The sequence below is a fragment of the Rhodococcus sp. FH8 genome, assembly GCF_019266085.1.
GTDB lineage: Bacteria > Actinomycetota > Actinomycetes > Mycobacteriales > Mycobacteriaceae > Rhodococcus_F > Rhodococcus_F qingshengii.
Window position 1 is genome coordinate 1 of record NZ_LPNQ01000076.1, and the last position, 15,241, is coordinate 15,241.

11 protein-coding genes and 1 riboswitch are annotated in these 15,241 nt (G+C 61.3%); of the genes, 6 read left to right on the forward strand and 5 right to left on the reverse strand.

Going from position 1 to position 15,241, the window contains the following annotated elements; translation table 11 throughout:
- Positions 1-584: 584 nt before the first annotated feature.
- The gene (locus ATN38_RS20985) at positions 585-1,874 is read left to right on the forward strand and encodes a plasmid pRiA4b ORF-3 family protein (RefSeq protein ID WP_228232745.1); all 1,290 of its coding nucleotides are present in this window, start codon (positions 585-587) and stop codon (positions 1,872-1,874) included.
- 81 nt (positions 1,875-1,955) lie between these two features.
- Here ATN38_RS20985 and ATN38_RS20990 read toward each other — a convergent pair whose 3' ends face one another.
- Both ATN38_RS20990 and ATN38_RS20995 read right to left on the reverse strand, forming a co-directional pair.
- A complete protein-coding gene (locus ATN38_RS20990) occupies positions 1,956-2,531 on the reverse strand; it encodes a TerD family protein (protein ID WP_003940660.1) in 576 nt (191 codons plus the stop codon).
- 113 nt (positions 2,532-2,644) lie between these two features.
- Positions 2,645-5,827 carry a DEAD/DEAH box helicase gene (locus ATN38_RS20995; RefSeq protein WP_218748584.1) on the reverse strand — a complete coding sequence of 1,061 codons (3,183 nt, stop codon included), beginning with the start codon at positions 5,825-5,827 and terminating at the stop codon, positions 2,645-2,647.
- Between the two features lie 112 nt (positions 5,828-5,939).
- Here ATN38_RS20995 and ATN38_RS21000 point away from each other — a divergent pair, with 112 nt between their 5' ends.
- Entirely contained in the window at positions 5,940-7,067 is a 1,128-nt protein-coding gene (locus ATN38_RS21000; RefSeq protein ID WP_031333643.1) for an alpha/beta hydrolase family protein, read from the forward strand.
- A gap of 52 nt (positions 7,068-7,119) precedes the next feature.
- Here the strand turns inward: ATN38_RS21000 and ATN38_RS21005 are convergent, their stop codons facing one another.
- Positions 7,120-7,479: an excalibur calcium-binding domain-containing protein gene (locus ATN38_RS21005; protein WP_003940648.1), complete on the reverse strand. Its 360-nt coding sequence runs from the start codon at positions 7,477-7,479 to the stop codon at positions 7,120-7,122.
- 172 nt (positions 7,480-7,651) lie between these two features.
- A complete protein-coding gene (locus ATN38_RS21010; protein WP_003940669.1) occupies positions 7,652-9,025 on the reverse strand; it encodes a dicarboxylate/amino acid:cation symporter in 1,374 nt (457 codons plus the stop codon).
- Positions 9,026-9,364: 339 nt separating this feature from the next.
- Here ATN38_RS21010 and ATN38_RS21015 point away from each other — a divergent pair, with 339 nt between their 5' ends.
- The 3 genes from ATN38_RS21015 to ATN38_RS21025 all read left to right on the forward strand — a co-directional run bounded on the left by ATN38_RS21015 (position 9,365) and on the right by ATN38_RS21025 (position 13,179).
- Entirely contained in the window at positions 9,365-10,270 is a 906-nt protein-coding gene (locus ATN38_RS21015) for a phosphodiesterase (protein WP_007729250.1), read from the forward strand.
- A 78-nt stretch (positions 10,271-10,348) separates the two neighbouring features.
- Positions 10,349-10,462: riboswitch (SAM riboswitch) on the forward strand.
- Positions 10,445-11,791 carry an LLM class flavin-dependent oxidoreductase gene (locus ATN38_RS21020; protein WP_218748585.1) on the forward strand — a complete coding sequence of 449 codons (1,347 nt, stop codon included), beginning with the start codon at positions 10,445-10,447 and terminating at the stop codon, positions 11,789-11,791. Its footprint overlaps the riboswitch before it by 18 nt.
- A 20-nt stretch (positions 11,792-11,811) precedes the next feature.
- Entirely contained in the window at positions 11,812-13,179 is a 1,368-nt protein-coding gene (locus ATN38_RS21025; RefSeq protein ID WP_007729254.1) for an NtaA/DmoA family FMN-dependent monooxygenase, read from the forward strand.
- Positions 13,180-13,230: 51 nt separating this feature from the next.
- Here the strand turns inward: ATN38_RS21025 and ATN38_RS21030 are convergent, their stop codons facing one another.
- Positions 13,231-14,724 carry a stealth family protein gene (locus ATN38_RS21030; protein WP_020970156.1) on the reverse strand — a complete coding sequence of 498 codons (1,494 nt, stop codon included), beginning with the start codon at positions 14,722-14,724 and terminating at the stop codon, positions 13,231-13,233.
- 280 nt (positions 14,725-15,004) lie between these two features.
- Here ATN38_RS21030 and ATN38_RS21035 point away from each other — a divergent pair, with 280 nt between their 5' ends.
- Positions 15,005-15,238 (forward strand): hypothetical protein, encoded by a 234-nt coding sequence (locus ATN38_RS21035; protein WP_007729258.1) that lies wholly within the window; start codon positions 15,005-15,007, stop codon positions 15,236-15,238.
- Positions 15,239-15,241: the final 3 nt, after the last annotated feature.

The window sequence follows — 15,241 nt, forward strand, 5'->3', positions numbered from 1 at the left end:
TAAGCCCTTCAGCGCCGATGGTACTGCACTCGACAGGGTGTGGGAGAGTAGGACACCGCCGAACACACATTAGAGAAGCCCCCCAACCAGTACTGGTTGGGGGGCTTTCTCGTACCCAAAACACCCCACCCCGCCAACACCCGAAAGCACCGCCGCCGGCACCCCCGACTTCGAGCGAACGGTACTTTCGTCGCCTCAGATCGACCGAACGCACCGTTCGCACGATCGAAGGGGGAGCATCCCCGCTGGCATCCCCGCATCGAGTGAACGGCACTTTCGTCGCCTCAGATCGACCGAACGTGCCGTTCACCATCAGGGCAGGGATTGGGCCAGGAAGATGCCGTCGCCGACGCACGTAGCGACTTGTTAGCCAAGGTATAGGTTGTGAACCGTCTCATAAGTCCGAAGTACTCTCCGATTTTGTGCCTTCGTCCCTAGCACTTTGGCCTAGGCTGAGTCTCATGGTGGGGTTGAGCAGCTCGAGGGTGTCGCATTTGCGACTCGTTCCGACGGAACCTGAAGAACTGCAAAGGTTTGTACTAGAAGCTGGCGGAGGGCGTGGGGGCATTCAGATTGCGCGATCGTTGCGTTCGAAGAGGCGCGCGGTACCGGCGCAATACGCGATACGTATCAGTGTCGACAATGTTTCCACTCAGATCTGGCGACGAATCCTCGTCGCGTCGGATCTGAATCTGGATGACCTGCATTCGGTGGTTCAACGGGCAATGGGGTGGAGTGACCGTCAATCGCACGCGTGGTCCAAGTCCGGCAGCCGATTTCCCGGCGAGGTCGAAGAGTACGTAGCTTCCGGGAGCAACGCAGAGCAGCGTCGGGCCGGCCGAGCGGCGATCGTAGAGTCCGCGGTACGCCTGGACGAGGTCATGGTCTCGCCTGGCGATGAAATCAGTTATCGCTACGGACGCTTCGGGAACTGGCGCCACACGCTGACACTTGAATCTTCCGAAGTACTGCCCGAAGGGTTCCAAGTTGTGTGTGCCGCGGGTCGCGGTGCTTGTCCGCCGGAGGAATGCGTCGGACCTGACGAGTACGAGCAACTACTCGGTGTTCTCGCTTCGGAGAAGCTGCGCTCCCATGAATGGACCCTCGAATGGCCACAAACTGATTTCGAGCCGACACGATTCGAGATCGCTGAGGTCAATAATCGACTGCATAGTCCTAGACCGGACGAGATCGCTGCGTCGTACGACATTGCAAAGCTCGTCGAATGCCTGGGACCCTCGCGAGTCCCGGAACTGCACGCGGTCCTCGCCCGAGCAGGCATTGACGATCAGTCGGCAATCGGGGAGTTGGTCCACGTCGAGGCGGGCCAACGCATTCAAGCGGTTCTGGCTCTGATCGGTGTCGAAGGGATCGGTGCCGATGATTTCTTCACGACGGTCGACGCGATGCTCGACGAACCTGAACTGGGACCTGTAAACCTTCCACAAGGGCGATCACTCTTCGCAGTGCTCAAGAAGTTCGGCCTGGTGCGAAAGCACAAAGGGCAGATTGTTCTGACGAAGCGGGGACAGTCGGCAGAGCGGGACGCGTCAATGACGTGGTCGGTGATCGTCGAGGGAGTTCCGGTTGCGCCCGGCGGCTCGCAGAGAGCGGTGGAACTCCTCGTCCTCCTTGCCGTAGCCGCCGGCATGTCCCCGGCGGATCGTCATCGTTTCGTCGCGGGAGCGCTGGAGTCGATTCGGTCGTCGAGCATCCTGATGGCTGGAGCTCAGACTTCCAGACGTGACACGTCCGGGAGCACCGTAGAGGTGCTCGGATTGATCGGCGCTACGGGGTACGAGCTGGGGAAGTTCGGCAGCAAAGCGGACTCGCCCTGGGCTGTTCACCTCGCGAGGGCGATCCTGCGGCGTTAACTCGCGCGTCGACGCAGACAACCGAAACGGGGTTCGATCCGGCAATGCCGAATCGAACCCCGTTTCGTGTACCGATAGAGATCAGATGTTCACGCCGTAGTCGCGGGCGATTCCGGCCAGTCCCGATGCGTATCCCTGTCCGACTGCACGGAACTTCCATTCGCCATTGTGGCGGTAGAGCTCACCGAAAAGCATGGCTGTCTCGGTGGATGCATCTTCGGAGAGGTCGTAGCGTGCCAGTTCGGAGCCGTTCGACAGATCTACGACGCGGATGTAGGCGTTGGTGACCTGTCCGAAGGACTGGAGTCGCGCATCGGCGTCGTGAATCGAGACGGGGAAGAAGATGTTGGTGACGTTGGGCGGTACAGCCGGGAGGTCGACGTTGATGACCTCGTCGTCGCCGTCACCTTCACCGGTGAGGTTGTCGCCGGTGTGCTCGATGGATCCGTCGGGCGAGCGAAGGTTGTTGTAGAAGACGAAGTGAAGGTCGGAAAGGACCTTGCGTTCCGGGCCGGTGACCAACGCGCTGGCGTCGAGGTCGAAGTCGGCACCACTGGTGCTGCGTGCATCCCAGCCGAGACCGACTGCGACCTTGGTCAGATTGGGTGCGGCCTTCGACAGAGATACGTTGCCGCCCTTGGCAAGTGTGACGCCCATTCAGGTTCCTCTCGTTCGAACGAAGTGGATTTCTTCGTTCGGGAGTTCTGTGTTGTCCGTTCGCGACTCACATTACCGTGAGCGGGTAGGTGCGGTTCGACCGAATAGGCACCTCACTCGAACAGCGCGCGAAGATCCTCGGCGTCGAGTCCGGTGCCCAGTGTGCCTTCGGCGTCCATGACATTCGAGAACAATGCCGACTTCTTGGCTTTGAGCGCCATGACCTTCTCTTCGATGGTGTCTTTGGCAATGAGGCGGTAGACCATGACGTTTCGTGTCTGCCCGATGCGGTGAGTACGGTCGACCGCTTGTGCCTCGGCGGCCGGGTTCCACCAGGGGTCGAGAATGAAGCAGTAGTCGGCCTCGGTGAGATTGAGGCCGAAGCCACCAGCCTTGAGGCTGATCAGGAAGACGGGGACTGCACCAGACTTGAACTCCTCCAACACTTCACCGCGATTGCGCGTCGAACCGTCGAGATAGCTGTACGGAATTCTTTCCTCGTCGAGTCGGTTGCGGACAGAACCGAGGAACCCGGTGAATTGGCTGAAGATCAACGCACGGTGTCCGCCGGCAATGACGTCGTCCAATTGCTCGACGAGAGCGTCGACCTTGGCCGATGGGACGGGTCCGCTTTCCTCGTCGACCAGCGAGACGTCGAGACTGAGTTGGCGTAGCAGCGTCAGCGATTGCAGGATCGTGAATCGGTTCTTGTCGACGTCGTCGAGCAGTCCGAGAATCTTCTGCCGTTCGCGTTGCAGGTGGGTGTCGTATATCGCGCGATGGCTCGGATGCAACTCGATCTCGAGTACCTGCTCCTGCTTGGGCGGCAAGTCTGCAGCCACCTGTTCCTTGGTGCGCCGCACCATCAGCGGTTTGACGCGTCGTCGCAGTTGCGCCAATCGTTCTGCATTACCGTCTTTTTCGATGGGAGTGCGGTAGACGTCGGTGAAGGTCGTGGGGCTGGGAAACAGTCCTGGTGCAGTGATTGCGAGGAGCGACCACAACTCCATGAGATTGTTTTCCATGGGTGTACCGGTGATCGCGAGTTTGAACGGTGCGTTCACCGCCCTCGCGCACTGGTGGACCTTGGACTTGTGGTTCTTGGCGAATTGGGCTTCGTCGAGCACCAGTCCGGACCAGCGGCCGGCGGAATACGCATCGGTGTCGAGGCGAAAGAGAGCGTACGACGTCACGACGATATCCGCCCCGTCGACGAGTGTTGCCAGGTCGGTTCTTCTGCGCCGCAGAGTATCCGTGATGACAGCGGTGTGGAGGGTCGGTGCGAACTTCGCCACTTCGGACTTCCAGTTGGAGACCACGCTGGTGGGAGCGACGATCAGAAAGGGAGGCGCGGCTGGATTCGATTGCCTTGCAGCGCAGATCATTGCGAGGGTCTGCAGTGTCTTGCCCAGGCCCATGTCGTCGGCGAGTATGCCGCCCAGGCTGTGCTGGCGCAAGAAATTGAGCCAACGGAATCCGTCGACCTGATAGGGACGTAGCGTTGCCGTCAACGTGTCCGGGACTTCGACGGGATCGATGCCCGAACTGCCGAGCAATCCTGCGATCTGCTTCTTCCATGCTGCTGCTTGATGTTCGACTCTTCCGAGCGCCGTCAATTCTTCCCACAGTCCGGCCTGAAATTTGCTGATCCCGAGTTTGCCGGTAGGCCGATCGAGTAGCGACCGCGCTTCGGTGATGAGACGGTGCAGGCCGAGTAGTTCAGGTGCGTCGAGCCGAAAGAAGGCGCCGTCCGGTAGCAGTATGTGAGTCTCGCCCTTGCTCAGAGCAGAGAACAGTGTTGTGAACGGAACGCTTTGTCCCGCAACATCGACGGTGACATCGAGGTCGAACCAGTCGGATCCGCTGTCCCCGTCGGGGGCTGATGTGCTGAGGCCGATCACGACAGCGTCGTCTGCAGGCCGGTAGTCGGCAGGGGTTCCTGCAACCTTGAGGTCGATGGCGTCGTGCGCTTCGAGTTGGGGCAGGAGGTCGAGTGTGAACTGCATGGAATCGAGGCCGGTCAAAGTTCCCGCGAGAGTGGCCTTCGCCGCGGCCGCACCGAGGCTCTTGGCAATGGCATCTTCGGCAACGTGGTTGCGGATCTCGGACTCGTCGGTGGTTGTGTCTGCGGTAGAAATGATCAGTTCGTCGGCATCGACGGTGTACTTCCATGCCGATTCGATGTCGATGCGGTGGTTGTCCGCGTAAGTGGCCATCAGTTGTAGCCGAGGACCGGACACAGTCGGTGGGTTGTAAGCACCGTCGGAAGATATGACGGGAGCGAGGTTTCCGAGTTTGAACACGAACCGCGACGTGAATGCATCCCGATGCTCGGCGGGTATGTCGACCGATTTTCCGGAGTCGATCAACTGCCTCAATTGGTGAGTTATCGGCGTGTGCAGTGGTGCGAGAGTGATCGCGTTGGCGGCGTCGAGCGCGAAGACGCCATGTGCCGGCGTGCCGACCAGTCCCCAGTCGGAATGAGTCACGATGTGCCCATCGGTCTGAATTCGGGGAGTGAGACGGAGGTTGTTGTCTTCCGCTCCGTGGACGTCGAGGCAGATGTTGGCGTCGTAGAGTAGGGAGATGTTGCCGAGGCCGGCTTTCGAGTGAACGAGTGAAACGCCGACGCTGATGGCCTCACGAAGAAGCGACCAGAGTTGCGGGCTCGCGAACCCGGCAAGATCGATTTCCGCGGCATTTTGATTTCGGTAGTAGTTGCCGGCGCTGTGGAGGAGATGTATGTCGCGTAGAACCCGGAGGTGATCTGCGGGGAACTGAAAAGTGCTTCCGAGTTTGTTCCAGGCGAGCCCGCCGGAGATCCACCCTCTCGCTCCTGGTTGTACGGGTTTGATGATGAGCCTTGTCGATGCGCCCTTGGTTCGGGTGGTGAATTGAATGCCAAGTCCACGTGTAGTGCGGCCGGCCAGGTCTGGTCGGAGCAACTCCTCGAGCGAGCTGTCCCATCCGAGGTGTTGTGGAGTCTTGTTCGCCTCGGCAACCGCTGCGAGCACCAACGCGACTACGTGCTTGCAGTTCATCCGCACGGGACACGTGCAGAGGCCACGCGTGAACGTTGCTGTACCGGCCGCGCCGCGACTTACCGAAATCGTGCAGGTGTACGGCTCTCGCGCAGTTCCCGATACAGCGCCGGTCAAGATGTCAGCGGTGTCGTTCCATCCGATGGATTCGACTGCATTCTCCCGCAGGTAGACAAGTCCGCGGTCGTAGGTGGTTGTGCCCACGACAGCGCGAATTCGGTCGAGGTCGAGGGCCCTGACTGAATCCGGTTGCACGGGGGCCAGCCTAGTAGCGGCGACCGACAGATCTTGTCGTGGTCGTTTGTCCAAGAAAGTCCGAACTGCACGGTATGTTCACGGAAACATCTTTGACTGGTTTGGGAGTTTCATGAGGACTGAGCGGCGTGCGTGGATTCGATCTGCGCGCACAGGTGCGGTGTGTTTGGCCGTCTGTGCACTTTCTTTGCAATTGGGCGGACTGTCGACGGCAGCGCCGAGTTCCGGAAGCTCGGGTAGTTCGGGAAGCTCGGGAAGTCTGGGCAGCGTCGAGGGAAGCGTGAGCTCGGGGTCGACGATCCCGGGACCACTTCAGGAGGATCCGGGCCCCAAACCGGACCTGCGCGACGACATCGTCGTCCCGGCCATCGTCGGCGAGAAGGTGACCGCACCACAAGCGATCAGGCTGACGGTGGCGTCGCCCGCACTTCGACGCGAGGTCGGCGTCGAGATTTTGCTACCCGCTGACAATTCGGTTCCGCGCCCAGCGCTGTACATGCTCGAGGGTGTCGACGCCGGAGAGAAAAGCAGCGGATGGATGACGATCGGCGGCGCCCCGGCGTTCTTCGCCGACAAGAACGTCAACGTCGTGATGCTCAATGGCGGAATCGCGAGCCTGTACTCGGACTGGGAGAATCCGGATCCGCGGCTGGGACTGCACAAGTGGGAAACCTTCATCACCGAGGAGTTGCCACCGCTGATCGACGCGCGACTCGAGACCAACGGAATCAACGCGATTGCCGGCAATTCCATGGGCGCGATGGGTGCAATGATGCTCGCCCAACGCTTTCCGGACATGTATCGCGGCGTTGCCGTGTTCAGCGGCTGTTATTCCACGATGGATCCGCTCGGCCGAACTGCCGTCCAGGCCACGATTTCTTCTCGAAGCGGAGATCCGGCCAACATCTGGGGTGTGCCAGGGGGCCCGGAGTGGGAGGCACACGATTCGTTGATCAACGCAGAGAAGTTGCGTGGCAAGGAAATCTACGTGTCGACGGCAAACGGTCGTCCCGGATCTGACGAGACGCTGCAGACTCCTGAACTGCTCGAGCGTCTGGTGATCGGCGGCGGCATCGAGGTTGCCGCCCACGCCTGCACCAAGATGTTCGACGCTCGGTTGCAGGAGCTGAAGATTCCGGCGCAGGTGGATTACGAGCCGAACGGCACGCACGCGTGGGCGTATTGGCGTGAACGACTGCCGAAGGCGTGGCCGACTCTGTCCCGGGCATTGGGCGTCTGACGGTTCGACAACAGTGCTCGGGTTGTGGATGCACCACAACCCGAGCGTTGGATCACTCGCAGGCGATGCCGTCGTTGTCGCGGTCGAGATGCGGGGCGTATCCGTTCTGGCCCCGGTACAACGGAGCTGCGCCGGCATTACGAACGGCTGTGCAGTTCTGGTAGTACCGCGCTGGTGCGGGAGTGTTCTGCGGCGCCGGCTGGTTCTGGGGCGCTTGCGGAGCGGGCGGCGCCGGCGGTGCGAAGACCGGGGGAAGGAACGGCTGGACTGCGTCGGCAGAGCCAGTCGGAATCATGCGTGCGATCTCGATCGGTAGGAAATCGAAAACCGTGGATGCCTGAGCGGCGGGCGCGGCAACCAGAGTGATTGCGGCGCAACCTGCGACGCTGAATGCCAGACGGCGGAGCTTCATGTGACCTCGTGTTCAACTGGGCAGCCCTTCCACTTCGGAGGGCTGTGCCGGCTGAGCATACTGGTCATAACGACCAAATGGTTTATTTCGGTAAGGGTGAAATCTGGGGTGAAAAGCAGCGTCCCCGCACCGTATTGCTCAGGTGCGAGGACGCTGCTGTAGTCATCGAGGGTTACGCGTCGACAAGTTCCTCGGCGAAGGGGTCACCGTTGCGGGGAGCGTCGAAGCGCTCCTTGTCGAGGATTCCCTCACGCTTTGCGACGATGACCGGGACCAGTGCCTGGCCGGTGACGTTGACTGCGGTACGGCCCATGTCGACGATCGGTTCGACTGCGAGGAGCAGTCCGACGCCGGCCAGGGGAAGACCAAGGGTGGAGAGTGTGAGTGTGAGCATGACTGTCGCACCGGTGGTTCCGGCCGTTGCCGCTGAGCCGATGACCGAGACGACGACGATCAACAGGTAGTCGGTGAAGGTCAGCGGAACGTCGTAGAAGCCTGCGACGAAAATCGCCGCGATCGCGGGATAGATTGCGGCGCAACCGTCCATCTTCGTGGTGGCACCGAGCGGAACGGCGAACGAGGCGTACTCACGCGGAACGCCGAGGTTGCGTTCGGTGACGCGTTCGGTCAACGGCAGGGTGCCGATCGACGAGCGCGAGACGAATCCGAGCTGAGTTGCGGGCCAGACGCCGGAGAAGAAGCTTCGAACCGAGAGGCCGTGTGCGGCAATCAGGATGGGGTAGACCACGAAGAACACGATCGCCAGACCGATGTAGATGGCGGCGGTGAAGACGCCCAGCGACCCGATCGCATCCCATCCGTAGGTGGCGACAGCGTTGGCGATCAGCGCAGCGGTGCCGATCGGGGCAAGGCGGATGATCCACCACAGGACCTTCTGGACGATCGCGAGCAGCGAAGCGTTGAACTCGAGGAACGGCGCAGCCTTGGGACCGATCTTGAGTGCAGCAATACCGATTGCACCGGCGATGACGAGCAGCTGCAGGACGTTGAAGCTCAGCGATGTAGTCGCCACGCCTTCGGCGACGGAAGTCTTTGCACCCAACCCGAGGAAGTTGTTCGGAACCAGTCCGGTGATGAACGCCCACCACGAACCGGAACTCTTGGGTTCCTTCGCGGCTTCGGCGGCGACGTCGGTCCGTGAACCGGGATCGGTGATCAGGCCGACGATGATGCCGATGATCACAGCGATGAAAGCGGTGATCGCGAACCAGAGCAAGGTCTGCACGGCCAGGCGAGCTGCATTGGCGACCTGGCGCAGGTTGGCGATGGAGCTGACAATGGCGGTGAACACCAGCGGGATCACCGCAACGGTGAGCAGCTTGACGTAACTCGAACCGATGGTCTGTACGGTGCCGACCAACCAGTTGACGTTGCCGTCGGCCGCATCAGGCATTGCCCGGGCGACGAGACCGATGATGACACCGAGTACGAGACCGGCGACGATCTGCGGTCCGAATGCCGTCGCCCAGGACGGAAAACGGGACGTGGACTTTTCCGGCACGCCGGTGGAGGTGGAGCTGGGCATGACTATGCCTTTCGAAAATCAAGGGAGCGAAACGCAGCGCGGCACCAGAGGCCGGGCAGATTCGAAGAAATGTTTCCTGGTACGCGTCAGGTCAGAGCGAGCGCGTACACATTGCGCTCGCCTGCAGGCGAAGGTCGACGTAACGCCGACTGGTCAGGAACAACACTGTCCACACACTACTCGCAGCTTCAACTACTCGATCCCGAGGGTCGCCGCGGGAGTTCGCTTCGTGTTCGTCGGGCGTGCCCCGATCAGTCACTGTTGGTCGGTTGACTAGTCTCGACGATCAGTAGGTGCCGCACCGGCGCCTACGCGTCGGCAAGCGGAAGCGAGAGACCGATGAGCGTTCGGAATGCCGAGTACCCGCGTCCGAAGCATTTCCTGGTGCACCTCAGTGACACGCATCTGGTGGCTCAGGGGGAGTTGTACGACGCCGTGGATGCGTCGACGAGATTGCGGGAAGTGCTCAGCGGGATCGTGGCCTCGGGCGCACGCCCGGATGCACTGATATTCACCGGCGACCTGACCGACCAGGGACACCCCGACGCATACGCGGAACTGAAAGCCATCGTGGAACCCGTGGCGGCCGAGATCGATGCGCAGGTCGTCTGGGCGATGGGCAACCACGACGACCGCCCTACGTTCAGATCTCTGCTGTTGGGCGAGGACGCCACCGATCATCCCGTCGACAACGTCTACGACCTTGACGGACTGCGGGTGATCACCCTGGATTCGTCGGTTCCCGGTCATCACTACGGTGAGATCTCGGATCGTCAATTAGACTGGCTACGAACAGAATTGACGGTGCCGGCGCCCGACGGAACAATTCTGGCGCTGCATCATCCGCCGGTTCCGTGCATTCAGGATCTCGCGGTTCTGGTGGAGTTGCGCGATCAGTCCCGGTTGGCAGACGTCTTGCGTGGCAGCGACGTCCGGGCGATTCTTGCCGGGCACCTGCACTATTCGACGACGGCGACGTTCGCCGGCATTCCGGTTTCCGTGGCGTCGTCGACGTGTTACACCCAGGACTTGAACGTGGAAGTCGGTGGTCAGCGTGGTCGTGACGGGGCTCAGGGGTGCAATCTGGTGCACGTGTACGACGAGACAATTGTTCATTCGGTCGTTCCACTCGGTGCGCACGTGACGGTCGGTGAGCCCGTCGACGCGGCCGAGGGTGCCCGGAGGCTCAGTGCTGCCGGCATTCGAATCCTCGAGAGCGAAAAGGCGGCACGCTCGATCATCTGAGGTCGCAGGCGGTTTCCGGCACCCACGCGCAGTTCCGGGTGATTGCCGGGCGGTCGCGTACTCACTACCGTCGAGGTAGGTGCAGAGCTCCAGCAACAAGGACCGGCTAGCTGGACGGCAACCCTTCATGCCGATGGGGTGCCCCGGAATCACACCTGGCGATACGCGCGGTGCGTGTCGCAAGCGGCAGTCGCCACGAGAACCGTCAGTCGGGTGCTGACGGTTTCTGCGGTCGGCACTGTGCGCTCCCGAGTAGTTCTCGAACAGGAGTATGCGCCGATGACCTCCACCCCTTCTTCTCATCTTGCTCCGTTGCATCTCGCCGTAGCGCTGGACGGTACCGGTTGGCACCCAGCGGCCTGGCGAGAGCCGCACTCGCGCCCGAGTGAGCTGTTCAGCGCGTCGTATTGGACTGACGTGGTGACGATCGCCGAGCGTGGTCTGCTCGATTTCGTCACCATCGAGGACAGTCTCTCGGTGCCGGCCAACCCACTCGAGCCTGTCGACGACGCGGTTGACCGGGTGCGCGCTCGGCTCGACGCACATCTCGTGGCCGCCCGACTGGCACCGATCACGAGCAACATCGGGTTGATCCCGACCATCACCACCATTCACACCGAACCGTTCCACGTGTCCAAAGCCGTTGCCACGCTGGACTACACCTCGCGCGGTCGCGCCGGGTGGCAGGTGAAGGTGTCGGCGTCGGAATCCGAGGCAGCACAGTTCGGGCGTCGCGACATCCCCGCGCTCACCGATGCCGACCGTCAGTCGATCGTTTCAGGCGTCCTCCCGGACTTCGTGCGCGACCTGTTCGACGAAGCTGTGGAGGCAGCTGACGTAATCCGGCGACTCTGGGACAGCTGGGAGGACGGCGCCGAGATCCGCGACGTGGAGCAGCGCCGGTTCATCGACCGAGACAAGTTGCACTACATCGACTTCGAGGGAAAGTACCTCTCGGTCCGTGGACCGTCGGTGACTCCGCGCCCGCCGCAGGGGCATCCCGTCGTCACCGCATTGGCACATCAGCGGGTCGCGTACGAGCTGGCGGCGCGGACGGCCGATCTGGTGTTCGTGACGCCGTTCGACGACGAGCAGGTCACGGCAATCCTGGGTGAAGTGCGAGCAGCCGAAGAACACGTGCAGCGCACCGGCGAACCGCTTCGGGTCTTCACCGACATCGTCGTATTCTTCGATGCTCCGGAAGAAACCGGAAAGGAACGGCTCGCTCGCCTCGACGCGCAGGCCGGCGCCGAATACCGTTCGGACGCGCTGACCTTCACCGGCACCGCGGCTGAGTTGGCAGATCTTCTGCTCCGGTGGCAGCAGTTGGGAATCGACGGCTTCCGGTTGCGGCCGGGCGTCGTCGTGGACGACCTCGACGCGATCGCAGGTGAGCTGGTACCTGAATTGCAGCGACGCAACGTATTCCGCACCGAGTATCCGCAGACGAATCTTCGCGGACTGCTTGGCCTACCCATCGACGTTCCCAACCGCTACGCCGCCGGTACTCCGGCCGCCTGACAGACGAGGAATACATTTTCATGAGTTCTCAGAAGCGTAAGCAGGTCATCCTGGGTGCCTACCTCGGCGGCGTCAACCATCACACTGCATGGTGGGATCCGCAGGCGGGCAGCCAGATCGAGTTCGATTCCTTCGAACACACCGCTCGAACCGCCGAGCGTGGGAAGTTCGACTTCTTCTTCCTCGCCGAAGGCCTTGCCCTTCGTGAGCGTGCAGGACAGATTTTCGATCAGGACATCATCGGTAGGCCGGACACCTTCACGGTCCTTGCATCGTTGGCGGCGGTAACCGAACACCTCGGATTGGCCGGCACTATCAATGCCACGTTCAACGAGCCGTATGAACTGGCCCGCCAATTCGCGACGCTCGATCAGTTGTCCGGAGGACGTGCCGCCTGGAACGTCGTCACCTCGTTCGACGCATTCACCGGCCAGAACTTTCGCCGCGGCGGATACCTCGACCGCGCGCAACGATACGAGCGTGCGGAGGAGACCGTAGCGCTGGTGCGTGAACTCTGGGATTCGTGGCGAAGCGACGACATCGTGGCCGACAAGGCATCAGGGCGCTTTCTCGCGCGACCGGATGCCGGTGAATTCGCTTTTCATGGATCGCATTTCGACGTGAACGGCCGATTCACAGTGCCGCGTAGCCCGCAAGGGCGCCCGGTTATTCTGCAGGCCGGGGTGTCGCCGCAGGGGCGCGATTTTGCTGCCGGCAATGCCGACGCGATCTTCTCACCGTACGGTCAGTTGCCCGAGGCGGCCGATTTCTATCGCGATATCAAAGCACGTGCCGTTGCGGCCGGACGTGACCCGGGTGACATCAAGATCCTGCCGTCGGCGAGTTTTGTTCTCGGCACCTCGGAGGCAGATGCGATCGAGAAGTACCGAGAGATTCGCGACCAGCAGGTCACCGGCCAGACCGCTTTGGTTCTGCTCGAACAGATCTGGAATCTCGATCTGTCGAAGTACGACCCCGAAGGACCACTACCCGATATCGCTCCGGATCCCGAGGCTCCGCCGATCATCCAGGGCCGCGCCTTCATTCACCAAGATCGTTTCGCGACCGTCGCAAAACTGCGCGCGGTAGCGGAGAGCAAGAAGTTGAATCTGCGCGAAGTGGTGATCGATCAGTTCGAGCGTGGACCGATCGTCGGTACACCGCAGCAGGTTGCCGAGAAAATAGATTCGTTTGTCAGCAACGACGGTTCGGATGGGTTCATCCTCGGGTCGCACCTTGTGCCGACCGGCCTCGACGAGTTCGTCGACGACGTGGTGCCGCTGCTGCAGGATCGAGGTGTTCTCCGCAGTGACTACGAAGGAACGACGTTGCGTGACAATCTCGGTCTGCCCATTCCGGTGCAACGGGAGCATGTGACAGCACGCTGATCGACCGAAGTAGCAAGGGCCCAGCCGAAATCGGCTGGGCCCTTGTTTCGTCTAGGCTTCCCAGGGCGCCGGGATGGGGTAGTAGCTCTCCAGGAACTCAGTGATCTTGCGTGTCCGAAGTTCCAGATCGATCTCCGGAGCGCTGCCGTCGTTGAGGCAGAAGAAGTCCATGGAGCGCTTGGCGAGCAGTGAGTCCATGTCGCGCAAACCGGCCTTGACCGTCGTGTCGACGTATTTGACGGCGGCGGACTTCTGCACCACCGACCGTCCACTCATGAGCGTGTAGTAGTGGTACAGCGAATTGGTCACCGAGATATTGGAACTCGCGCGGAAGGTGCTTGCTGCAGTGGCCGCGAAGTCTTCGGCGAACTCGCGTTCCATCTCGGCCATCACGCTCTTGCGTAGTGGCGTCGCTGCGTGCTCCAGATGTCTGGTGGTCATCAGACCGAAGCGGTCCTGCAGCAGACGGCGGTTGACGCGGGCCGCATTCTCGAACCCGCTGCGGTCGTTGTCGTTGTGTCCCAATCCGATTCTGGTGTCGGCCTCGATGAACATGCTGATCCCACCGGGGGAGAAGAACATGTCAGGGCCGACGGGGCGACCGAAGAACATGTCGTCATTGGAGTAGAGGAAATGCTCTGCCAGACCCGGAATATGGTGCAGCTGGCACTCGACAGCTTGAGAATTGTGGGTGGGCAACACACTTGGATCGGCGAAGAACTTTTCGCTGGGCATGAACGTGACTCGCGGATCGTCGGCAAGCCAGTCCGGACGATCGGAATCGGTTGCGACGAAGATCCGCCGGATCCACGGCGCGTACATGTGGATAGATCTAAGTGCGTATTTGAGCTCGTCGATCTGACGGAAGCGCGCTTCTGATTCGTCGCCCTCGCCGACGATGTAGTTCTGCATGCGCTTGGCGCGCTGAGCCTGAAACTCTTTGGAAGAACCGTCGACCCAGGAAAAGACAAGATCGATATCGAAGCTGATATCGGAGGCATGATCGGCGAACATGTTCTCGATGGTCGGCCAGATCCGGCCGAATCGCTCGACGGTTCCTCGGACAGCTTCTTCGGGGAGGACGGTTCGTCGTGTCAGTGAGTTCTCGACGGGTAGGACGATTTCTTCGTCGGAAATCGACCACAATTCGATCTGAACGCCGATGTTCGCGCCGTAGTTCATACCGCTTGCGACGTGAACCCTCGGACGGAACAAGCGGAAGATCCGTGACTTGTTGGTTTTCGACAGGGCACCGTCCGCGACAAGGAGCGCTGGACTCTTCTTCGCGTCGACGGTTTTGGAATAGAAGGGTGCGTTTGCGCATCCCTCGACAAGTGCCTGCCGCAGGTTCTTGCGTTCCGTCCAGCTGACCGCGATGACCGGGCGCTCGTCGTTTCCGCGGACGAGTAGATACTCGATTCCTGCGGCGTCGAGGATGTCGCGGATGAAGAGGAGATCTTCGACCATCGCTTCGAGCGGCGTGGTGGTCGTGATCGCGAGGGCAAAACGATTCTTGAATCGGACGGTCTCGGGTAGCTCGCCCATCCGTGCGCGTGACGCGGCCGACGCCGGCTCCACAGGATTGGGGCTGTCCTGCTCCGGAGGTACGAAGTAGATGTCGTGCGGAGCGGGAGATTCTGTAATGGGATGCCTTCCGATTCTGATCCAGCTGTGTATCTGTCGCCCCCGACGCTGCGAGAGCGTGGTGGCGACGAGCTCAGTCTATGCCGTCGGCGCCGAAAGTCGGACATGAGTGACGGGGATGGGTAGCGCGGGGCGAGTCGGGTACCCCGAGGACCGAAGCGAGAGTGAAGGAGGAGAACCGATGCGTGTGAAAGCGATGGTCGGAACAGGCGCGATGGCGGTTGCGCTGGCCGCCGGCCCAGTTGCGACGGCGTCTGCGGAGCGAACCGAGGCAGCGGGGTCGGAGGGTTCACCGGAGATGCTGACCTGCGAGGTTGTCTTCGATGCACTCGAAGATATGAGCCCGGAATGGACGGAAGAGGGGATCGATCAGGTCGAAGACTGGTGTGAGGCGATCACCGGCGAAGAAGACTGAGCG